This window comes from Azospirillum sp. (assembly GCF_035628975.1).
Lineage (GTDB): Bacteria > Pseudomonadota > Alphaproteobacteria > Azospirillales > Azospirillaceae > Azospirillum.
The window spans coordinates 68,763-89,170 of the sequence record NZ_DASPIS010000097.1 but is presented as its reverse complement, the minus strand read 5'-3'; the positions used below and the strand labels follow the sequence as shown (position 1 = coordinate 89,170).

At 68.7% G+C, this 20,408-nt stretch carries 17 protein-coding genes; 7 read left to right on the top strand and 10 right to left on the bottom strand.

Annotated features, from left to right (window positions below; translation table 11 throughout):
* Positions 1-11: 11 nt before the first annotated feature.
* Together secD and yajC are read right to left on the bottom strand one after the other, a co-directional pair.
* Positions 12-1,610, bottom strand: a complete 1,599-nt coding sequence (gene secD / locus VD964_RS21045; RefSeq protein ID WP_324870449.1) for a protein translocase subunit SecD — start codon at positions 1,608-1,610, stop codon at positions 12-14.
* A 126-nt stretch (positions 1,611-1,736) separates the two neighbouring features.
* Positions 1,737-2,168 (bottom strand): preprotein translocase subunit YajC, encoded by a 432-nt coding sequence (yajC, locus tag VD964_RS21040; RefSeq protein ID WP_324870448.1) that lies wholly within the window; start codon positions 2,166-2,168, stop codon positions 1,737-1,739.
* A 225-nt stretch (positions 2,169-2,393) separates the two neighbouring features.
* Here yajC and VD964_RS21035 point away from each other — a divergent pair, with 225 nt between their 5' ends.
* Positions 2,394-3,290: an ATP-binding protein gene (locus VD964_RS21035; RefSeq protein WP_324870447.1), complete on the top strand. Its 897-nt coding sequence runs from the start codon at positions 2,394-2,396 to the stop codon at positions 3,288-3,290.
* On the opposite strand, the gene VD964_RS21030 is transcribed toward VD964_RS21035, so the two are convergent.
* Genes VD964_RS21030 through serS form a run of 4 tightly spaced genes read right to left on the bottom strand, consistent with a single transcriptional unit; the run spans position 3,247 to position 7,236 of the window.
* Entirely contained in the window at positions 3,247-4,524 is a 1,278-nt protein-coding gene (locus tag VD964_RS21030; RefSeq protein ID WP_324870446.1) for a LysM peptidoglycan-binding domain-containing M23 family metallopeptidase, read from the bottom strand. The two genes, VD964_RS21035 and VD964_RS21030, sit on opposite strands and share 44 nt — an antisense overlap.
* A gap of 8 nt (positions 4,525-4,532) precedes the next feature.
* Positions 4,533-5,186, bottom strand: a complete 654-nt coding sequence (locus VD964_RS21025) for a protein-L-isoaspartate(D-aspartate) O-methyltransferase (RefSeq protein WP_324870445.1) — start codon at positions 5,184-5,186, stop codon at positions 4,533-4,535.
* On the bottom strand, positions 5,183-5,965 hold the full coding sequence (surE, locus tag VD964_RS21020) for a 5'/3'-nucleotidase SurE (RefSeq protein ID WP_324870444.1): 783 nt from the start codon (positions 5,963-5,965) through the stop codon (positions 5,183-5,185). The genes VD964_RS21025 and surE overlap by 4 nt, the downstream gene beginning before the upstream one ends.
* Positions 5,965-7,236 carry a serine--tRNA ligase gene (serS, locus tag VD964_RS21015; RefSeq protein WP_324870443.1) on the bottom strand — a complete coding sequence of 424 codons (1,272 nt, stop codon included), beginning with the start codon at positions 7,234-7,236 and terminating at the stop codon, positions 5,965-5,967. Before serS ends, surE begins: the two co-directional genes overlap by 1 nt.
* A gap of 218 nt (positions 7,237-7,454) precedes the next feature.
* On the opposite strand from serS, the gene VD964_RS21010 reads away from it, so the two are divergent.
* The 6 genes from VD964_RS21010 to VD964_RS20985 all read left to right on the top strand — a co-directional run bounded on the left by VD964_RS21010 (position 7,455) and on the right by VD964_RS20985 (position 16,028).
* Complete coding sequence (locus tag VD964_RS21010) at positions 7,455-8,675, top strand: MFS transporter (protein WP_324870442.1); 1,221 nt, start codon at positions 7,455-7,457, stop codon at positions 8,673-8,675.
* Positions 8,676-8,770: 95 nt separating this feature from the next.
* Entirely contained in the window at positions 8,771-9,334 is a 564-nt protein-coding gene (locus tag VD964_RS21005) for a 1,2-dihydroxy-3-keto-5-methylthiopentene dioxygenase (protein WP_324870441.1), read from the top strand.
* 436 nt (positions 9,335-9,770) lie between these two features.
* On the top strand, positions 9,771-11,054 hold the full coding sequence (locus VD964_RS21000) for a type III PLP-dependent enzyme (RefSeq protein ID WP_324870440.1): 1,284 nt from the start codon (positions 9,771-9,773) through the stop codon (positions 11,052-11,054).
* Between the two features lie 143 nt (positions 11,055-11,197).
* A complete protein-coding gene (locus tag VD964_RS20995) occupies positions 11,198-12,619 on the top strand; it encodes a homospermidine synthase (protein ID WP_324870439.1) in 1,422 nt (473 codons plus the stop codon).
* 155 nt (positions 12,620-12,774) lie between these two features.
* Positions 12,775-15,177, top strand: a complete 2,403-nt coding sequence (locus tag VD964_RS20990; RefSeq protein WP_324870438.1) for an LPS-assembly protein LptD — start codon at positions 12,775-12,777, stop codon at positions 15,175-15,177.
* A 125-nt stretch (positions 15,178-15,302) separates the two neighbouring features.
* Positions 15,303-16,028: a hypothetical protein gene (locus VD964_RS20985; protein ID WP_149223566.1), complete on the top strand. Its 726-nt coding sequence runs from the start codon at positions 15,303-15,305 to the stop codon at positions 16,026-16,028.
* Here the strand turns inward: VD964_RS20985 and VD964_RS20980 are convergent.
* From VD964_RS20980 to VD964_RS20965, 4 genes are read right to left on the bottom strand one after another with little or no spacing between them, the layout of a single operon-like run.
* Positions 16,019-18,040, bottom strand: a complete 2,022-nt coding sequence (locus tag VD964_RS20980; protein WP_324870437.1) for a tetratricopeptide repeat protein — start codon at positions 18,038-18,040, stop codon at positions 16,019-16,021. The two genes, VD964_RS20985 and VD964_RS20980, sit on opposite strands and share 10 nt — an antisense overlap.
* The gene (locus VD964_RS20975) at positions 18,037-18,405 is read right to left on the bottom strand and encodes a YdbL family protein (protein WP_324870436.1); all 369 of its coding nucleotides are present in this window, start codon (positions 18,403-18,405) and stop codon (positions 18,037-18,039) included. Before VD964_RS20975 ends, VD964_RS20980 begins: the two co-directional genes overlap by 4 nt.
* Positions 18,405-18,638, bottom strand: coding sequence for a YnbE family lipoprotein (locus VD964_RS20970; protein WP_324870435.1), 234 nt, complete (start codon positions 18,636-18,638; stop codon positions 18,405-18,407). Before VD964_RS20970 ends, VD964_RS20975 begins: the two co-directional genes overlap by 1 nt.
* A 53-nt stretch (positions 18,639-18,691) precedes the next feature.
* Complete coding sequence (locus VD964_RS20965; protein ID WP_324870434.1) at positions 18,692-20,362, bottom strand: YdbH domain-containing protein; 1,671 nt, start codon at positions 20,360-20,362, stop codon at positions 18,692-18,694.
* Positions 20,363-20,408: the final 46 nt, after the last annotated feature.

Below are 20,408 nucleotides of genomic sequence, written 5' to 3'. Positions count from 1 at the left end.
CGGAAGACCTCTCAGACCGGCAACACGGCCGGACGCGTCCGGCGCAGCCACGTCACCATCATCAGGCGCACCAGCACCGTGGCGGTGAACATGGAGATGAGGATGCCGAAGGTGATGGTGACGGCGAAGCCCTTGATGGCGCCGGTGCCGAAGATGAACAGCAGCGCCATCTTGATGGCCGTCGTCAGATTGGAGTCGACGATCGTGCTGTAGGCACGGCTGAAGCCGGCCTCCATCGAGGCGAAGACGCCGCGGCCCTTCTTCGTCTCCTCGCGGATGCGCTCGTTGATCAGGATGTTGGCGTCGACCGCAAGACCCAGCGACAGCAGGATGCCGGCGATGCCCGGCAGCGTAAGGGTGGCCTGCAGCAGCGACAGCGCCGCCAGCGTCAGCACGATGTTCACGAACAGCGCGAAGCAGGCGAAGGCGCCGAACAGACCGTAGCTGGCGATCATATAGACGCAGACCATGGCGAAGCCGACGGCGACGGAGGTCAGGCCGGCGCGGATCGAATCGGCACCCAGGTCGGGGCCGACGGTCCGCTCCTCGATCACCTTCAGCGGAGCCGGCAGGGCGCCGGCGCGCAGCAGGACGGCAAGGTCGTTGGCATTGGCGGCGTTGAAGTTGCCGCTGATCTGGCCGCGTCCGCCGGTGATCGGCTCGCGGATGACGGGCGCGCTGATCACCTTGTTGTCGAGCACGATGGCGAAGGGCCGGCCGACATTCTGCTTGGTCACTTCAGCGAAGCGGTTGGCGCCCGCCGTGTTGAATTCGAAGTTCACCACCCATTCGCCGGTCTGCGGGTTGGTGCCGGCCGACGCGTTCTGCAGCGTGGCGCCGTCGACCTCGACCTTCTTGCGGATGACGTATTTCGACTGGTAGCGGTCGCCTTCGGTGGACGGCAGGATCTCCGATCCCGGAGGGGCGCGGCCGCTGTTGGGATCGGCGTTCACGTCGACAAGCCGGAAGGTCATCTTGGCCGTGGTGCCGAGCAGGCGCTTGATCCGGTCGGGATCCTCCACGCCGGGCAGCTGGACCAGGATGCGGTCGTTGCCCTGGCGGGCGATCGTCGGCTCGTTCACGCCGGTCTCGTCGATGCGGCGGCGGACGATTTCGATCGACTGCTCGATGGCCTGGGTGGCGCGGTCGCGCAGCGCGACCTCGCTCAGCGCCACGGTCACCGTGGCACCGTCGACCGAGACGGTCAGGTCCGGCTGCCCGCCACCCAGCGCCGTGGCGCCCACCGGGCTGGCCAGCTGGCGGAGCGCCTTCACCGCGTCCTCGGCCTGTGCCGGGTCGCGCAGCTGAACGGTCACGGCGCGGTCGCCCGCGTTCAGCGCGGTATAGCCGACATTGGCGGTGCGCAGCTGCTGCCGGGCGCCGTCGACCAGCCCTTCCACCCGGTCACGGATGACGGTGGCCATGTCGACCTCGAGCAACAGATGCGATCCGCCGCGCAGGTCGAGGCCCAGCGACACCTTGCTGTTCGCGTACCAGGACGGCAGCGCCGCCAGCGTATCGCGGCCCAGGAAGTTGGGCAGCATCATGACGAAGCCGGCGATGCAGGTCGCCAGGATCAGGTAAATCTTCCAGCGCGAAAAATAGAGCATGCGTCACTCGAATCCGATCAGACACCCAAACCGGTGCGACCGGTCCGCCGCGGGTAAGCGGCGGCCGGCCTGTCCGGACGGGAAGCGCCTTCGGGCTGGCCCGCGTGAGAGGAACCCGGCTGCGGCTTACTTGCGGCCGAACAGCTTGCCGATGCCGCCGGCGGCGGGGGCGTCGGCCGGCTTGGCCTCGCCTTCCGGGGTGGCGGCGGGGGTGGCGTCGCCGCCGGACTTGCCGGCCGGCTCGGTCTTGGCGAGCACCAGATTCACGGTGGAGCGCAGGCAGCGCACGCGCACGTTCTCGGCGATTTCGACGGTCAGTTCGTCGTCGGAGCCGACCTTGGTGACGATGCCGATGATGCCGCCGCCGGTCACGACGCGGTCGCCGCGGCGGATGGCCGACAGCATGGCCTTATGCTCTTTCATCTTCTTCTGCTGCGGACGGATCAGCAGGAAGTAGAAGACGACGAAGATCAGGATCAGCGGCAGAAACTGGACGAGCATGTCACCGCCGCCGCCAGCCGGCGCCGCCGTCTGTGCATAAGCCGTCGAAACGAACATCTGGAAGCTCCTTACAGGTTTGGTCTCGGCACCGGATCGGCGTTCCGCCGGGACGCCGCGACTATAAACGCCCATGACCGGGATGCAATGGTGATGCGCCACAATCCGCAGGCGCCCCACGGCTTGTGCGCTTGCCCTGCTGTGTTACGGTGCGAAGGCGTCGGAAAGATGGCTGCGCAGGCGCCCACTTTCCATGGAACATCCAGAAAAAATATCCGGAGAATTATGTCGCAATCCATCACTGGCTCCGGTGCTGGGCCCTCCGGTGCCGATCAGGCGCTGATTCCGCTGCTGACCCGCATTGCAGAGGCGCTGGAACGGCTGGCCCCGCCGCCGGACCGCCCGCTGGACTTCACCGCGGCCGACGCCTTCGTCTGGCATCCCGATCCCGACCGGCTGGAGCCGGTTCCGGTGGTCAACCGCGTCGACATCATGCTTCTGCAGGGCATCGAACGGCAGCGGGAGATCCTGCTGGACAACACGCGGCGTTTCGCCGCCGGCCTGCCCGCCAACAACGCCCTTCTGTGGGGCGCGCGCGGCACCGGCAAGAGCTCGCTGGTCAAGGCGGCCCACGCCGCCATCTGCAGCGAGCGGCCGGGCGAACTGGCACTGGTGGAAATCCACCGCGAGGACATCCCCACCCTGCCCAGCCTGCTGGCCCGGCTGAAGGGCGAGCCGCGCCGCTTCATCCTGTTCTGCGACGATCTGTCCTTCGACCATGACGACGCGCACTACAAGTCGCTGAAGGCGGTGTTGGACGGCGGGATCGAGGGGCGGCCGGACAATGTGGTGTTCTACGCCACTTCCAACCGCCGCCACCTGATGCCGCGCGACATGATCGAGAACGAACGGTCGACCGCCATCAACCCGGCCGAGGCGGTGGAGGAGAAGGTGTCGCTGTCCGACCGGTTCGGGCTGTGGCTGGGCTTCCACAACTGCGACCAGGACACCTATTTCGCCATGATCGAGGGCTATGCCGGCCATTTCAGCCTGGACATCCCGGCCGACAGGCTGCGCGCGGAAGCCGTGGAATGGTCGGTCACGCGCGGAAGCCGGTCGGGCCGGGTGGCTTGGCAGTTCATCCAGGACCTGGCCGGTCGCCTCGGGCAGCCCCTTCGCTGACCTTGCGGTCCATCTGATCGCTCGGGTCGACGGCCTGGCTGCCCTTGCGCAGCTCGAAATGGAGCTGGGGCGAGGAAACGCCGCCGGTCTGGCCGACCCGGGCGATCACCTGCCCCCGCTTCACCGTGGCGCCGCGCTCCACCTCGATCTTGTCGAGATGGGCGTAGGCGGTGATCCAGCCATCGGAATGCTTCAGCAGCAGCAGGTTGCCGAAGCCGCGCAGCTCGTTGCCGGCATAGGCGACCACGCCGTTGTCCGCGGCGACCACCGCGGTGCCCTTCGGCGCCGCGATGTTCAGCCCATCATTGTGCAGCCCGTCGGGCTTCGGTCCGAAGCCGGAAATCAGCTTGCCCTTCACCGGCCACAGGAAACGGCCCCCGCCGCGCGGCGGGGGCGCGGCTTCCGCCTTGGGCTCCGGCTTGGGCGGCGGAGCGGCTGCCACCTCCTGCTGCGGGGCGGGGGCCGGTGCGGCGGCGGGCGGCGGGATCGGGGTCGGTGCCGGCTTGGACCCGGGCGGGCGCAGCATGGTCGGCGCCTGTCCCGGCTGATAGGTGGTGTCGCCCGCGGGACCCTGTCCGGTCTGGACAGGCGCCGTCTGGGCAGGCGCGGGTTCGGCAGCACTGCCCGGCTTCGGCGGCGGCAGCGGCGTGGCGGAGATGCCGCTGGAAGACGAGGCGCCGGGCGGCGGCAATTCGGCCGACTGGACCGAACCGCGCCCGGCCGGGGAGCCTTGCGGCGTGAGCGGCACGGCGCCGCCGGGGGCAGCTCCAGACGCGACCCCAGAGGCAGCTCCAGAAGCCATCATGGTGCCGCTGCCGTCATTCGCACCCGGCAGGCGCAGGGGCTGGCCGGCCTGCACCGCATAGGGCGGGGTCAGGTTGTTCAGCCGCGTCAGCTCGCTGACATCGACGTTGTGCATGCGCGAGATGCTGTAGAGGCTGTCGCCCTTCTGCACGATGTACTGGCGCGACGTCGGCAGGACCAGCCGCTGCCCGACCTCCAGACGGTAGGGCGGAGCCAGCTTGTTCGCCTCGATCAGGTCGCGCAGCGGCACATTGTAGCGGCGGGACAGGCTGTAGGCGCTGTCCCCCTTCTGCACGGTGACCGCCCCGCCGGCCGAATCCGGCGCCTCGGAGACATGGGTGAAGGGGGCCAGCCCGCCCACCCGTTCGCAGGCACCGAGTGCCAGAACGGCGGTGGACAGGACCAGGGCCGGCAGAAGGCGAGCGGACATGACGGGTCTCATGCGGAACGGACCGGTTGTGGCGGGTCGGACAGCAGCGGAACGAAACGGACGGGCCACAGGTCCTCCCGGATAAGGCCAGCTTCGGAACGCCGGAAACGCACGACCCTTTGGTCGCGGTGATCGGTTCCCAGCGGAATGACCATGACACCACCAACGGCGAGTTGATCCGTCAAGTCTTTTGGCGGCTCGGGCCCACCGGCGGCTGTGACCAGTATGCGGGCGAAGGGCGCCACCTCCGGCCAGCCGCGCGTCCCGTCGCCGAGCCGCGTGGTGATGTTGCCGATGTCCAGCGCCTTGAACCGCGCTTCCGCCTCGCGCAGCAGAGGCTTCAGCCGCTCGATGGTGAAGACCCGGCGGCAAAGCCGCGACAGCACCGCCGCCTGATAACCGGAGCCGGTGCCGACCTCCAGCACGAGGTGCCGCGGGTGCAGGTCCAGCGCCTGGGTCATCTGCCCGACCACCAGCGGCTGGCTGATGGTCTGGCCCAGATCGATCGGCAGCGCCACATCCTCCCACGCCCGGTCCTGGAAGGCGTCCGGAACGAACAGTTCCCGCGGTATCCGCTCGATGGCCGCCAACACGCGGGTGTCGGTGACGCCGGCCCCGCGAAGGGCCATCAGCAAGCGGATCTTGCGCGGGTTGTAGGTCACACGAAAGCCTGCCTCAACGTCTGCAGCGTCGGCGTGTGGGTCAGGTCGAGGTAGATCGGCGTCACCGAGATGCCGCCGTTGAACACGACATGGATGTCGGTGTCGTCGGACACGTCGGCTTCGCCGCGCAGCGTGCCGATCCAGATATAGGGCTTGCCGCGCGGGTCGACGCGTTCGAACAGCTCGTCGCCGATCTTGCGCTTGCCGTGGCGCACCACTTGGATTCCCGTCACCTCCTCGGCCGGGCGGGCCGGGAAGTTGACGTTCAGCAGCACGTTCTTCGGCCAGGCCACCGTCACCGCCTTGCGAACCACCTCCGCCCCATGGGCGGCGGCGGCGGACCAGTCGATCGGCTGGCCCGGCTCGTAATGCTGGCTCATGGCGATGGCGGGGACGTTCAGCAGCGTCGCCTCCATCGCCGCGGCGATGGTGCCGGAGTAAGTCACGTCCTCGCCGATGTTGGAGCCCTGGTTGACGCCGGACAGCACCAGCGTCGGACGGGCATCCCGCATCACATGGTTGACGGCCAGCAGAACGCAGTCGGTCGGCGTGCCGTCCACGGTGTAGCGGCGCTCGTCCAGCTTGCGCAGGCGCAACGGCCGGTTGATGGTCAGCGAATGGCTGGCCGCCGACTGCTCCATCTCCGGCGCCACCACCCAGACGTCGTCGGACAGTTCGCGCGCGATGGCTTCCAGGACCTTCAATCCCTGCGCATGGATACCGTCGTCGTTGGTGACGAGGATGCGCGTCTGGGACAGGTCGAGCGGCAGGTTGAACATCAGATCGAAATCCTCTCCACTCCGCGCATATAGGGGCGGAGCGCTTCAGGGATCAGAATGGAACCGTCGGGCTGCTGGTAGTTCTCCAGCACCGCGATCAGGCAGCGCCCGACCGCCACACCCGATCCGTTGAGGGTGTGCACGAATTGAGTTTGCTTCTCGCCCTTGGCCCTGCAACGGGCCTTCATCCGCCGCGCCTGGAAATCTCCGCAATTGGACACGCTGGAGATCTCGCGGTAGGCGTTCTGGCCCGGCAGCCACACCTCGACGTCATAGGTCTTGCGCGAGGAGAAGCCCATGTCGCCGGTGCACAGCACGATGGTGCGGTAAGGCAGGCCCAGCCGCTCCAAAATCGTCTCCGCGCAGCGGGTCATGCGCTGGTGCTCGTCCTCCGACTGTTCCGGCGCGGTGATGGCGACCATCTCCACCTTCCAGAACTGGTGCTGGCGAATCATGCCGCGGGTGTCGCGTCCGGCCGACCCGGCTTCCGCCCGGAAGCAGGGGGTCAGCGCGGTGTAGCGCAGCGGCAGCTCCTCCGCCGCCACGATCTGGTCGTTGACCAGGTTGGTCAGCGGCACCTCGCTGGTCGGGATCAGGTAATGGTCGCTGGAGGTGGTCTTGAACAGATCCTCCTCGAACTTCGGCAGCTGGCCGGTGCCGAACAGGGCGTTGTCGCGCACCATCAGCGGCGGGGCGATCTCGGTGAAGCCATGCTCGGACGTGTGGATGTCCAGCATGAAGTCGGCGAGCGCGCGCTCCAGCCGGGCAAGCCCGCCCTTCAGAACGGTGAAGCGGGCGCCGGACATGCGGGCCGCCGCCTCGAAATCCATCAGGCCCAGCGCCTCGCCCAGTTCGTAATGCTGCTTGGGGTTGGCGATGTCGGCCGGGGTGCCCCAGCGGCGGACCTCGACGTTGGCGGTCTCGTCCGGCCCCTCCGGCACGTCGTCGGCCGGGATGTTGGGCAGACCTGCCAGAAGCGCGTCCAACTCGGCGCCAAGCGCGCGTTCCTCCTCCTCCACCTGCGGCAGGCGGTCCTTCAGGGCCGCCATCTCGTCCAGGATCGGCTGGGCGTCGCGGCCCTCGCGCTTGGCGAGGCCGACTTCCTTCGCCGCCTCGTTCCGGCGGGCCTGCATCTCCTGCATCTGGGTCTGCGCGGCGCGGCGGCGGCCGTCGAGGTCGAGCACGGAGGACGACATCGGCGCCAGTCCCCGGCGGCCAAGGCCACGGTCGAAGGCTTCGGGATTCTCACGGATGGCGCGAAGGTCGTGCATGGCTCGAACAATCAACGAATTGTGTGGGGGATTGGTTATACGGCGCGCCCTGGCGAAGGTCCAGTACAAGGCCGTGGCGGCACCACTCCTGATAGGGACCTGCACGAACGGCATGGCCGCTGCGCCGCGGCGGCTGTTGGAACGGAGGGCCGCCACAGGGCAATGTCGCCGGTGCGCTGCAGCAACCGGCGCGAAAACCAGAGCATGGAGCCTAGCGCGTGCGCGACGAGATCGAGACCGGTGCCCAGGCCGATGCAGAAACCGCCTATCTGCAGGCCGGCACCCCCGCCTATCGCCGCGCCAGCCGCATCCTGTTCGTCGCCGGCTTCTCCACCTTCGCGACACTCTACTGCGTCCAGCCGCTGCTGCCCGACTTCGTGCGGGAGTTCGGGGTGACGCCGGCCGAATCCAGCCTGTCGCTGTCGCTCACCACCGGCGTGCTGGCCGGCGCGCTTCTGGTGGCGGGCGCCATCTCCGACGGGATCGGGCGCAAGCCGGTGATGGTGGCGGCCCTGCTCGCCGCCGGCCTGCTGGGCATCGTCGGCGCGCTGATGCCGGACTGGCACGGCTTCCTGGCGGTGCGGGCGCTGGAAGGGTTGGCGCTGAGCGGCCTTCCCGCCGTCGCCATGGCCTATGTCTCCGAAGAGGTCGATCCGAAATCGGCGGGCGTCGCCATGGGGCTCTATATCGGCGGGACAGCCATCGGCGGCATGTCCGGCCGCGTGCTGACGGCTGTCGTAACCGATCTCGGCACCTGGAGGCTGGCGGTCGGGGTGGTGGGCGCGCTGGCGGTGGCCGCCGCGGTCACCGTCTGGTTCGCCCTGCCGCCCTCGCGCCATTTCGTCCGCCGCGCCGCCGGGATGAAGGCGCTGGTGCGGGCCTGGCGCGGGCTGCTGACCGATCCGGCCCTGCTCGGGCTGTTCTCGCTGGGCTTCCTGCTGATGGGCGGCTTCGTCACCGTCTTCAACTACATCGGCTTCCGCCTGAGCGAGCCGCCGTTCGAACTGCGGCCGGCGGTCGTCGGCGCGGTGTTCCTGGTCTACAGCTTCGGCGTCGTCAGCTCGCCGCTGTTCGGCGGCTGGTCGGGACGCTTCGGGTCGAACCGCACCCTGGCGACGGCGGTGGCGCTGATGGTGGGCGGGCTGGTCCTGATGGAGTTCGACAGCCTGTTCGCCATCGCCCCCGGCATCGCCCTGTTCACCTTCGCCTTCTTCGGCGCCCATTCCATCGTGTCCGCCTGGATCGGCCGCCGGGCCACGGCGGCACGCGGGCAGGCCTCGTCCATCTACCTGTTCTGCTACTATCTGGGCTCCACGCTGGCTGGGACGCTGGGCGGGCTGTTCTGGCATGACTACGGATGGACGGGGGTGGCGGCCTTCGTCGGGCTGCTGCTGGTGATTGCGGTCGCCGTGACAGTAGGGCTCCAGCGCAGCCACTGATCGCGCGACGAACGGTCGCGCTTGCAATGCCGCTTATTGCGTCGCGAACGGCATCACTTCAGGGTGTGTACATTGGTTCGGCAGGAGTGAGCGCATTGAGTCACCTGACCGTTTATCTGGAGAACGACGCCCTCCGGCCGGAATTGAGCACGGCCGATCCCGCTTTGATGGCCGGGCATCTGGCCCATGGCGGCATCCTGTTCGAACGCTGGACCGCCGGCACCCCCCTGCCCGCCTCCGCCGACGGCGATGCGGTGCTGGCGGCCTACGCCGCACCGGTCGAGGCATTGAAGGAGGCGCGCCGTTTCCGCTCCGTCGACGTGGTGCGCGTCACTCCGGCAACGGAGGGCATCGCAGCCCTGCGTGCCAAATTCCTGGACGAGCACACCCATGACGAGGACGAGGCGCGCTTCTTCGTTGAAGGAACCGGCGCCTTCTACATCCATCTCGACCGCCGGGTGTTCCGCGTGGTGTGCGAGGCGGGCGACCTGCTGAGCATTCCCGCCGGCACGCCGCACTGGTTCGACATGGGGCCGCGGCCCCGCTTCACCGCCATCCGCTTCTTCACGCGACCGGACGGCTGGATCGCCAGCCCGACCGGCGACACCATCGCCGCGCGCTTCTCGCCGTTCGAACCCGGGACGGTGGAGGCGGCCTGACTCCGCCTTATTCGCACCCCAAAAATTTCACTTGAATCACGGACGGAATAGCGTAAATCAATCGGCACGACGCACCCGCACGTGCCTATGGCCCTCTGTGGTTATGCTACGACGTACCGCGTCCTTTTTGGCAGAACCGGCCATTCCAGTGGGCCGGTCCCGAGAGGGAGGTCAGTATGTACGCTGCCCACGGTGGGGCTGTGAGACGGTAGCCCTTTAGCCGGTAAACGACGCGCTGTTGCCTGGAGCTTCACAGCCCGGGGCCGCTGCTCGCACCGGCTTTTTCCGTCTCCCCCCTTCCCAAATCCGATCATCGCCGATTCCGCTGCACCTCCCGTGCCACAGCCTTGTGCTGGCCGGTTCAAGGCGCGGCCGGGGATCGCCGTCTGCTCACCGGGCCGGTTTGCACGCCGCCGTCCGGGGATAGGAGTGCGCCATGGGTTTCCTGCGTTCCCGTTCCGCCGTCACCCCGCTGCGCCGCGTCGGCCTGAACGACAGCAGCGTCGTTTCGCTGTCCAGCGGCCGCCGTTCGACGGTGGCGCAGGCCGTCGCCCTGCACCGCCCGGAAGAGCCGATGCACTGCATCCGCCCCGGCGTGCTGGCCGACACAGCCGGCAGCTTCCTGGCTGCCTTCGCCGAGGCGACGGATGCCGTCGCCCGCGGCGGCGACGTGCTCTATGCCGTGAAGTGCAACCCGGAACCCGCGGTGCTGCGCGCCCTGTGGGCCGGCGGCGTGCGCCATTTCGACGTCGCCTCCCCCGGCGAGATCCGCCTGATCCGCCAGATGTTCCCGGACGCCGTCCTGCATTACATGCACCCGGTCAAGGGCCGTCAGGCGATCCGCAACGCCTATCACCAGTATGGCGTCCGCGACTTCGTCCTCGACAGCCGCGAGGAGCTGGACAAGATCCTGGAGGAGACGGACGACGCCGCCGACCTTGGCCTCGTCGTGCGCCTGGCGCTGCCGAAGGGCAATGCGGTCTACGACCTGTCCGGCAAGTTCGGCGCCGCCATGGCCGATGCGGTGGAACTGCTGCGCGCCGCCCGCGCCGCGGCGCCCAAGGTCGGGCTGTCCTTCCATGTCGGTTCGCAGATGCTCGACCCGTCGGCCTACGAGCGCGCCATCGCGCTGGCCGGCCGCGTCATCGCCGAGAGCGGCGTCGCCATCGACGTGCTGGACGTCGGCGGCGGTTTCCCGGTGTCCTATCCGGGCGTCACTCCGCCGCCGCTCGGCGACTTCATGGCCGCCATCGCCCGCGGCGTTGCCGCCCTCGACCTGCCGGCGCACTGCCGCCTATGGTGCGAGCCGGGCCGCGCCCTGGTCGCCCCCGGCGTCTCGCTGGTGGTGCAGGTGGTGAAGCGGCGCGGCAATGAGCTGTTCATCAACGACGGCGTCTATGGCGCCCTGTCGGACGCCGGCGTGCCGGGGTTCCGCTTCCCGGCACGGCTGATTCGCCCGTTCGAGGCGATGACCGACGCCGAGGACGCTGCCTTCAGCTTCTACGGCCCGACCTGCGACAGCGCCGACAAGATGAACGGCCCCTTCCACCTGCCGGCCGACGTCAAGGCCGGGGACTGGATCGAGCTCGGTCAGCTGGGCGCCTACGGCTCCTGCCTGCGCACCGCCTTCAACGGTTTCGACCAGGCGCGCGTCGTGGAAGTGTCGGACGCGCCGCTGCTTGCCACCCCCGGCTATCGATTGCGCTCCTGCGCAGCCTGATTGCGCCGCCGGAATCTGTGGATAAAGCGTAAAGACACCCGTAACATTCACCGGTCCGGCGCGTTCCGTTCCCACTTCTCCGAAGTGGGCGGAAGCGCCGGCTCATGTCGTTGGCCTAAACTACCTCGGGGAGACAAAAAATCATGGCCCTGGACACGAAGCTCTGCACGTTCACAGGCCGCATGGTCATCGTTGGATTCGGTTCGATCGGCCAGGGTGTCTTGCCTCTGCTTCTGCGTCACATCGACGGACTTACCGCCGACCGAATCACCATCGTCACCGCCGAGGAGCGCGGGCGCGAGGAGGCGGAGCATTACGGCGTCGCCTTCCACAACAACCCGCTCGACAACGACAATTTCTTCCAGGTCCTGAAGCCGCTGATCGACAAGGGCGATTTCCTGGTCAACCTGTCGGTCGACGTCTCGTCGGTCGCACTGATCGAATTCTGCCAGCGGGTCGGCGCCTTCTACACCGACACCTGCACCGAACCGTGGGCGGGCGGCTACACCGATTCCACCCTGTCGCCGTCGCTGCGCTCCAACTACGCGCTGCGCGAAACGGCGCTGGCGCTGCGCAGCCGCTTCGAAGGCGGTCCGACCGCGCTGATCACCCACGGGGCGAATCCGGGTCTGGTGTCGCATTTCGTCAAGCAGGCTCTGCTGAACATCGCCGCCGACACAGGTGTCGAGACCGACGTCCCCACCGACCGCGACGGCTGGGGCCGGCTGGCGCAGAAGCTGGGCATCAAGACCATCCATGTGGCGGAGCGCGACACCCAGGTGTCGAACCAGCCCAAGCAGATCGGCGAGTTCGTCAACACCTGGTCGATCGACGGCTTCGTCGGCGAGGGCTGCCAGCCGGCCGAACTCGGCTGGGGCACGCATGAGAAGGCGCTGCCGCCCGACGGGCGCCGGCACGAGTTCGGCTGCGATTCCGCCATCTATCTGATGCGGCCGGGCGCCGCCACCCGCGTGCGCACCTGGACCCCGCTGGAGGGGCCGTTCCACGGCTTCCTCATCACCCACAGCGAGGCGATCTCGATCTCCGACTATTTCACCGTGCGCGAGGGCGGCAAGGTGGTTTACCGGCCGACCTGCCACTATGCCTATCATCCCTGCGACGATGCGGTGATGTCGCTGCACGAACTGGTTGGCAAGAACTACAACATGCAGGCCGAACAGCGCCTGATGATGCACGAGATCACCGGCGGCATGGACGAACTGGGCGTGCTTCTGATGGGCCACCCCAAGGGCGCCTACTGGTACGGCTCGCGGCTCGACATCGACACGGCGCGGTCGCTGGCCCCCTACAACAACGCCACCTCGATGCAGGTGACGTCCACCGTTCTGGGCGGGATCGTCTGGACGCTGGAGAACCCGAATCGGGGCGTGGTGGAACCGGACGAGGTCGACTTCCGCCGGGTCCTGGACATCGCCTCCCCCTATCTGGGCGAGGTGGTCGGCGCCTATGGCGACTGGACTCCTCTGCAGGACCGCAACACCCTGTTCCCGGAGGACATCGACGAGGACGATCCCTGGCAGTTCAAGAACTTCCGGGTCGTTTGAAACAGGTTGGATGAAGTCCCGCAGCTCCTGCCGCCGCTCCGGCGGCGGGGGCTGCGGCGTTGCTGCCACAGGGCGGACGGCGACACGGTGACATTGCCCGCGGCAGGGTCTTGAAACCGTTGACTTGGGCTTTCGCTTCCCCCAATCGTTCCGCCATGCCCAAGCACGTCTCCCGGCGCGCCCGCGCCAAAGCTCCGACCGCCGCCAATCCCATCCTTCGCTCCGGCATCGTCGGGCTGATGGTGGCGTGCGGGGTCGCCGCCGTGGATCTGGCCCTCACCGACATGGCGCAGGCCCAGTCGCCGGCCACCCCGGTTCCCGGAACGAAGCCGGCCGCCGCCCAGGCCGCTACCCGGGCCACCACCGGGCAGGGAACCGGCAATGGAGCGGCCGGCGGAACGGCGAGCCAGACGGCGCAAAAGCAGGACCCGGTGCTGCTCACCGCCGACCAAGTGACCTTCGACGAGGTGAACAGCCTCGTCACCGCCAGCGGCAATGTCGAACTGGCGCAGGGCAAGCGCAGCGTCCGCGCCGACAAGATCACCTACAACCAGAAGACCAAGGTCGTCACCGCCACCGGCAAGATCCGGCTGGTGGAGCCGTCGGGCGACATCATCTTCGCCGATTACGCCGAACTGACCGACGACCTGAAGGACGTGTTCATCGAGAACATCCGCGTCCTGATGACCGACAACGGCCGGGTGGCCGGTACCGAGGGCGAGCGGCGCGAGGGCCGTCTGACGCGCGTCAACCGCGGCGTCTACAGCCCCTGCGACCTCTGCAAGGAAGACCCGACCCGGCCGCCGCTGTGGCAGATCCGTGCCGTGCGCATCGTGCACGACAATGAGGAGCACGAGGTCCGCTATCGCGACGCGACGATGGAGATCTTCGGGATCCCGGTCGCCTACACGCCCTACCTGTCGCACCCCGATCCCTCGGTCGACCGCAAGAGCGGCTTCCTGACGCCGTCCGCCGGCAACAGCTCCAACCTGGGCGCGATCCTCAAGACCCATTACTACTGGGACATCGGGCCGGACCAGGACGCGACCTTCGACCTGCATTACTATTCGCAGCAGGGGCCGCTGCTGGGCGGCCAGTACCGCAAGCGCTTCGAGAACGGCCGGCTGGAGTTGGAAGGCGCCATCACCCGCGGCGACGGCGGCAACAGCACCACGGCACCCAAGGAGACGCGCAACCGCGGCTACGTCGCCGCGCGCGGCCTGTTCGACATCGACGAGACCTGGCGCGCCGGCTTCGACATCAAGCGCGCGAGCGACCCGACTTTCCTGCGGCGCTATTACGATTTCCGCGAGGACTATCTGACCAGTAAGGCCTTCGTTGAGGGCTTCCGCGGCCGGAACTATGCGGCGATTACCGGCTACAGCTTCCAGGACATGCGTTACGGGAACCCGATTCCCGAGCCGGTCGCCCTGCCCGATGCGCGATACAATGCGCTGGGCGAGCCGGGAAGCCTGTTCGGCGGCCGCTGGTCGCTGGACACCAGCCTGCTGGGCGTATCGCGCCTCCAGAATGCAGGACCCGATACCCAGCGCGTCGTCGTGCAGCCGGGATGGGAGCGCAACATCGTCTCCAACGCCGGCTTCGTCACCACCCTGTCGGGCAGCGTCCTGGTCGCCGGCTACACGGCGCAGCAGTTCAACAACAACGACCCGACGGTCCGCGGCGACGACAACATCAGCCGTTTCCGCTTCTTCCCGCAGGGGCAGGCGACCGTCCGCTATCCTTTCGTCCGCTATGGCGAAACCTCCTCCCAGCTGATCGAGCCGATCGGCCAGCTGACCTTCGCGCCGAAGCTGCCGAACGGCCGGTTGTTCCCGAACGAGGACAGCCAGGACATCGAGTTCGACGAGGTGAACCTGCTGCAGCCCAACCGCTTCACCGGTATCGACCGGCTGGACGACGGAATGCGCTTCACCTACGGCCTGCGCACCGCGATCTACGGCAACACCCAGGGGTCGGCCAGCCTGTTCCTGGGCCAGAGCCGCCGTCTGACCGAAACCGGCGCAAGCTTCACCGGCGGCTCGGGCCTGGAGGATAGCGTGTCCGACTATGTCGGCCGTTTGGACCTGCAGCCCGCCGAGTGGCTGGACGTGAATTACGGCTTCCGCATCGACCATGAGTCGCTCCGGCCGCGCCGCCACTCGCTGACCGCCTCGGCCGGCGTGCCTCTCCTGCGGCTGTCCACCTCCTATACCTATGTCGACCAGACCAGGTCGCGCACCGCGGTTACCCGCGACCGGGTGGAACAGGCATCGTTCGGCGTGTCGTCCCAGTTCACCGACTATTGGAACATCGGCATCAGCCACACCCAGGCGATGGAACCGCAGCCCGGTCCGCGGTCCAGCATGGCGGTCCTGTCCTATGCGGATGAATGCCTGGTTTTCCAGACCATCGCGCGCCGCGACTACACGGTCAGCACCACCGGCGAGCAGGACGGCAACACCATTTTCTTCCGTCTGGTCTTCAAGAATGTCGGCGAGTTCAAGAGCCCCGGCCTGAACGCCGGCTTCCTCGGCGGCAGCTCGGCCAACCAGTAGAATCAGCGCGCCCATAGCCGGGAGCGACAAGGCATCACGGCAAAACGAACGGCCAAGGGGTTGCATCCCTTGGCCGTTGCCGTTAGCCATATCGCCCGACGAGACAGCCCGCCGCGACCGATATCATGACCCTGGGACGTTACGACTACGAACGACGGTACCGCCGGCGCATGCGGGCCGGCGTGATCAAGTTCCTGCTGCTTGCCGCACTGGTTCTCGGCGTCGGGCTCTTCTCCTACCAGATGGGGATCGAGCAGCTGAAGGGCCGCGACGTGACCCTGCGGGAGGAGATCGCCACCCTGTCGCGCCAGAAGGCGGAGCTGGAACTGCTGGCCACACAGATGCAGCATGCCGCCCGCACGGCGGAGGCGCGTTCCGCCGAGCTGGAAGGCCGCCTGCAGCGGGAGGTGCCGACCGGCGACCTCGCCAAGCTGACACAGCTGGTGTCGGAACGGCTGAAGAGCGGGCTGGACGCCAACCGCCTGTCCTTCGTCATCTCCCAGGCTCAGGTTCAGCGCAACTGCCAGCCCGCCGAAACCAAGCGCTTCACGCTGAGCACTCCGCTGTTGAAAGGGGGGGCGCGCGGCGTGACCTTCGGCAACGGCACCGTGACCGTCACAGGCGAAGGCCAGTCCGCCCACAACACGCAGGGCAATGCCGAAAGCTGGTTCGATCCGGGCCAGCCGGTGACCATCCGCATCACCGGCATCGGCGGCAAGACCGCGACGGTCGCCGGCGTGCTGCCGCTGCACCAGTCGCTGGTGGTCGACAACAGCGAATACCGCTTCACCTTCGCCGCCTCCCAGCGCTCCTTCGTGGAGGTCACGGCCGACCGCTGCGCCTATCCCTGAGGCGGAACCTTCAACCCGCGCGGCGGTCCGCCCGCCGCGTGGACATCCCACATGGCGAGGTAGGCAGCCTCGATGGAGCGGGCGAAGCGGTCGGTGTCGAACAGCGGGGCGGTCGCACGCGATTCCTCCAGCCGACGTTTCAGCGCGGCCACTTCCATCGGCGTTTCGGCCAGACGCTGCGCCGTCGTCTCATAGGCGTCCCAATCCGGCACCGCCAGTTCCGGCAGACCGACGGCCCACAGCAGGCTGGCGGCGACTCGCCCGGCGAAAGAGCGGCCCGGCACCGTGAGCACCGGCAGCCCGGCCCACAATGCATCGCTCGCAGTGGTGTGGGCGCCGACCGGGCTCGAATCGAGGAAAAGGTCGGCCAGCCGATGCCGCGCCAGATGGGCGGCGCCGGGCAGCCGGGGGGCGAAGACCAGCCGCTCCGCCGCGATTCCTCGGTCGGCCGCGGCGCGGCGCAGATTGACAGTGACCTCCGCCGGTCCTTCCAGCAGCCACAGGACCGATCCCGGCACCCGTTGCAGAATGCGGCACCAGCGGCCGAACAGTTCCGGCCCGATCTTGTAGGGCGCGTTGAAGGCGCAGAAGACCACTCCCTCCGCCGGCAGGCCGCAGTCGGCACGGCTGGGCACCGGCCCGATCGCACGCTTGCGGTCGTTCGGCTGGTAGCTGTCGGGCAGATGGACGATTCGCTCGCTGTAGAAGCTCTGATGATCGGCCGGCGCCACCACCGGATCGGCGATGACGTAGTCGATGGCCGGACTGCCCGTCGTCCCCGGATAGCCCAGCCATTGCGCCTGCACCGGCGCCGGCCGGCGGGCGGCGATGCCGGGCCGCGCGCCCTGGGTATGCCCCTTCAGGTCCACCAGTATGCCGATTTCCGCCCGATGGATCGTATGCGCCGCCTCATCGTCCGTCATCGCGGACAGGTCGAGGAAGCGGTCGAACCCCGTGGTCAGCCGCCGGCGCAACGTCCCGCCATCGTCGGGACCGTAGGAGCAGCCGACGATCTCGAACCGCCCGCGGTCGTGCCGCTCGACCAATTCGGCGATCAGCACCGCGGTGGCGTGCTCGTGGAAGTCGGCGGAAAGATAGCCGATGCGCAGCTTTGCGCCGCGGGCGGTGCGAATCGGGAAGGCCGGTCCGATACCGCGGGTCTTCCAAGCGGCGTAGCGCTCGGCGCAGACCCGCTCCAACCCCGGCCCCGCCCCTTCGCCAAGGAAGATCCAGGGATGGACCTGCTGGGTCCGCCCCTCCCGCACCAGCCCGACAAGTTGGGCCGACAGCGCCTCCAGCCCGTCCCAGCGGCAGAGATGACGGCGCTGCTGCACCAACTGCGCCAGCACCCCGCCGGGATCGGGCAGGCCGATGCGCAGGGCGCGCTCGAATCCCGTCAGACTGGCGGCATCGTCTTTCGCTCCGCCTCGCTGCCCCCGCTCCTTCAAGGTCAAGGCGAGGTTCGCCTGCCCCTCCGCCAGATCGGGCCGCAGGCACAGGCAGGCGCGGAATCCGGCGACCGCACGGTCCAGGTCGCCGCGGTCGCGGTGCAGAGCCGCCAGGGCAAGCCGCGCCGGCACCAGCATCCGGTCGAGCGCCATCGCGCGACGCAATGCCGCCTCGGCTTCGTCCAGCCGGCCAAGCTCGCGCAGCAGGACACCCTGGTTGCAGGGCGCCGGGGCAAAGCGCGGCATCAGGCGCGCGGCCTCGCAATAGGCTGACGCTGCCTCCGCCGGGCGGCCCAACGCCTGCAGGGTCACGCCCCAGTTGAAATGATTGCCGCCGAAGTCCGGCAGCCACGCCAGCGCCTTGCGGTGATGGGCCTCCGCCTCGGCCAGCCGGCCCTGGCGGCGCAGCGCCTCGCCGAAGTTGGAGCGGGCGACCGCCTCCTCCGGCGTGCCGGCCTGCCTTGCCGCATCGAGCGCCGCGAACAGAGCGGCCAGCAGCGCGCCGTCGCCCGGCTTGGTAGCCAGACGGCGGCGCAGGTCGGCGACGGTGGCCGCGTCGGTCACTTCCGCTGCCACTGGCCGGCGGCGGTCATCACGAATTGGCCGGCGGGGGTGCGCTCGATCAGCTGCTGGCCGGCGACGGCCTGGACCTTGTCGAGCGCCGTGCCGTTGCCCTTGGCGATCTCCCGGTAGCGGGCGAGCCGCTGGGCGTTCACCTGCTCGGCCAGCGCCTGGGCCGAGGCGGGCGCGCCCGGAACGGCGCCGACCAGCCCGTCCGGACGCTCGCCGATCTGACCGGCGGCCTTGGCGGCGGCCAGCGCATCCTGCGCGAAGGCGAGCGACGGCAGGGCGGAGGCCAACAGCCCGGCGGCCACCGCGGACAGCGCCAGCCGGTTGAAGCGGCGGCGGGTGATGGGATGGGTGGTCATCACTGTTTCCCCTTGGCAGGAGAGGTCACGGAGTCCGCGGGCAGGCCGAACAGGGCGGGGTCGTTGCGGATGGCGTCGTCGACGTCGCGTTCCAGCTTGACCCGCACCTCCTGCTCGATGCGGACATTCAGGTTGATCTCGATGGGCTTGTCGGGCGCTTCGATCTTGACCGTGGGGGCACAGGCCGCAGCCGCGACGGACAACAGCAGGGCGGCCATCAGGCGCGCGGCCATAGGATGGGCGGCCATAGGATGGGCGGATGGGAGTTTGGTTACCATGGTGGCGATCAGGGGTCCTTCTGGTCGAAGCCGGTCATGCGGTCCCGCAGCGTGTCGGGGATCCGATAGACGTCGAGGTTCTGGCGCAGAATCCGGTCGAGCGCGCCGGACAGCTTAAGGTTAAGCGCAACAGGATAGCCATCGTAGAATGACGGGTTGGCGCCGCGCAGCGACAGGCCGGCGCTGAGTTCGCCGCCGGCCTGTCCATCGATGGTGATCCGCAGGCTGTCGTATCGGAAATCGGTCAGCGCGCCCATCAGCATGGCGGTGGGGCTTCCCTCCTCCCCCTTCAGCGCGGCGGGCGGGTTGGCGGGATCATAGCGCAGGGTGCCGGGCGCGGCGGATTCCAGCACGCCGCCGTTCAGCGTCACGGTGTCGTCGGCGAAGACCACCGGCAGGGTGCCGGCCAGCTTGCCGCTCGCCTCCAGCCCATCGACGGCAATCAGCTCCAGCAGCTTGGCCGCATCGATCCCCTCGGCATGCAGCGTGACGCTTCCCTTGGGTGCGGCAGGCGACAGCTTGAACGGATCGGCGCGCAGCGTACCGCCGGCCCAGCGCCATTCCGCGCGGCCCACGTCCAGCCGCCCGTCGCGCCCATAGCCGAACTGCAGGGTGCCGTCGGTCAGCGGAACGCCGACGTCGAGCAGGCCGATGGACAGCTTCTGTCCAGCCGGGATCACCGGCGGCGACAGGCTGGACAGCGCCACCGTCCCGGTCACACCGGCGACGGTCACCGGCCCGGCGACACCGGCCAACCCCTTCACCGCCGCCTGCCCGGCCGTGGTCAGGCCCTTGGCGTCCCAGGCGATCGTCGCCTTGCCCGACAGGGTGCCCGACGCCTTCTGAAGAAATGTCGCCGCCAACGGCGAAATGGCGGCCAATCCCGGCCCGTCCGGAGCCAGTGCGACCGGCTTCGCCACCGCCTCCACCCGGCCGGCGCCGGTGGTCTGGTCATGGCTGCCGGCCAGCGTGACGGACAGCAGGCCCTGTGCATCCTTGGCGCTGCCGGCGACGGACCAAGGCTGCTCCCCCTCCTGGACGGCGCGGAGGGTGACGGCAAGCGGCACGACCGGCGCCGGCTTGGCAGTGTTGGTCAGCTTGGCGACGGTGGCGTCGGCTTGCCGCCCCTTCCCGTCCTGCCCCAGCCGCAGCACCAGCTGGTCGGCCCGCAGGCCGCTGGCCGGCACGTCGAGCCGCGACGCCTGCACCTCCGCAGCAACGGTCATCACTGACGGCGACCAGCGCAGCAGCGGTGCATCCGGCACGGCGCAGACCGTCGCCTCCTGCGGGAAGACCAAAGTCTGGCCGCTGACCGTCAGTTTCTCCACAACGGCCGGCAGACAGCCTTCAGGGCTGACAGTCAGCGTCCCACCGTCCATCCCCACCCGTAGCGCACCGGACAGCGTGACGCGGCCGGCCATCGGCAATTCCAGCGTCGGGGCCGCGGCCTCCAGTGGTCCGCTGCCGGCGATGAACTCCAGCCGCAGACCATCCCAGCCATCGGCGATCCGCAATCCGGTGACGGTGACCTTAGCCCCGGCGAAGCCGGAGTCGCGCAGCAGTTCGGTCGCCAGCCCGCCGATCAGGGCGGGACCGGCCAGGATGGCACCGCCAAGGCCGACGACGCCCAGCGTCACCGCAACCGCCGCCGTTCCCGCTATCGCCCGTCCCAGCCTCACCCGCCGTCCCCTTCCCGCTCCTGCGATCCGAATGGCTTGCCATGTC

What these genes read in the sequence shown, in the direction of transcription:
- secD (WP_324870449.1), bottom strand. Translation starts at nt 1,610, where the DNA reads ATGCTCTATTTTTCGCGCTGGAAGATTTACCTGATCCTGGCGACCTGC.
- yajC (WP_324870448.1), bottom strand. Translation starts at nt 2,168, where the DNA reads ATGTTCGTTTCGACGGCTTATGCACAGACGGCGGCGCCGGCTGGCGGC.
- VD964_RS21035 (WP_324870447.1), top strand. Translation starts at nt 2,394, where the DNA reads ATGTCGCAATCCATCACTGGCTCCGGTGCTGGGCCCTCCGGTGCCGAT.
- VD964_RS21030 (WP_324870446.1), bottom strand. Translation starts at nt 4,524, where the DNA reads ATGTCCGCTCGCCTTCTGCCGGCCCTGGTCCTGTCCACCGCCGTTCTG.
- surE (WP_324870444.1), bottom strand. Translation starts at nt 5,965, where the DNA reads ATGTTCAACCTGCCGCTCGACCTGTCCCAGACGCGCATCCTCGTCACC.
- serS (WP_324870443.1), bottom strand. Translation starts at nt 7,236, where the DNA reads ATGCACGACCTTCGCGCCATCCGTGAGAATCCCGAAGCCTTCGACCGT.
- VD964_RS21000 (WP_324870440.1), top strand. Translation starts at nt 9,771, where the DNA reads ATGGGTTTCCTGCGTTCCCGTTCCGCCGTCACCCCGCTGCGCCGCGTC.
- VD964_RS20995 (WP_324870439.1), top strand. Translation starts at nt 11,198, where the DNA reads ATGGCCCTGGACACGAAGCTCTGCACGTTCACAGGCCGCATGGTCATC.
- VD964_RS20990 (WP_324870438.1), top strand. Translation starts at nt 12,775, where the DNA reads ATGCCCAAGCACGTCTCCCGGCGCGCCCGCGCCAAAGCTCCGACCGCC.
- VD964_RS20985 (WP_149223566.1), top strand. Translation starts at nt 15,303, where the DNA reads ATGACCCTGGGACGTTACGACTACGAACGACGGTACCGCCGGCGCATG.
- VD964_RS20975 (WP_324870436.1), bottom strand. Translation starts at nt 18,405, where the DNA reads ATGACCACCCATCCCATCACCCGCCGCCGCTTCAACCGGCTGGCGCTG.
- VD964_RS20970 (WP_324870435.1), bottom strand. Translation starts at nt 18,638, where the DNA reads ATGGCCGCGCGCCTGATGGCCGCCCTGCTGTTGTCCGTCGCGGCTGCG.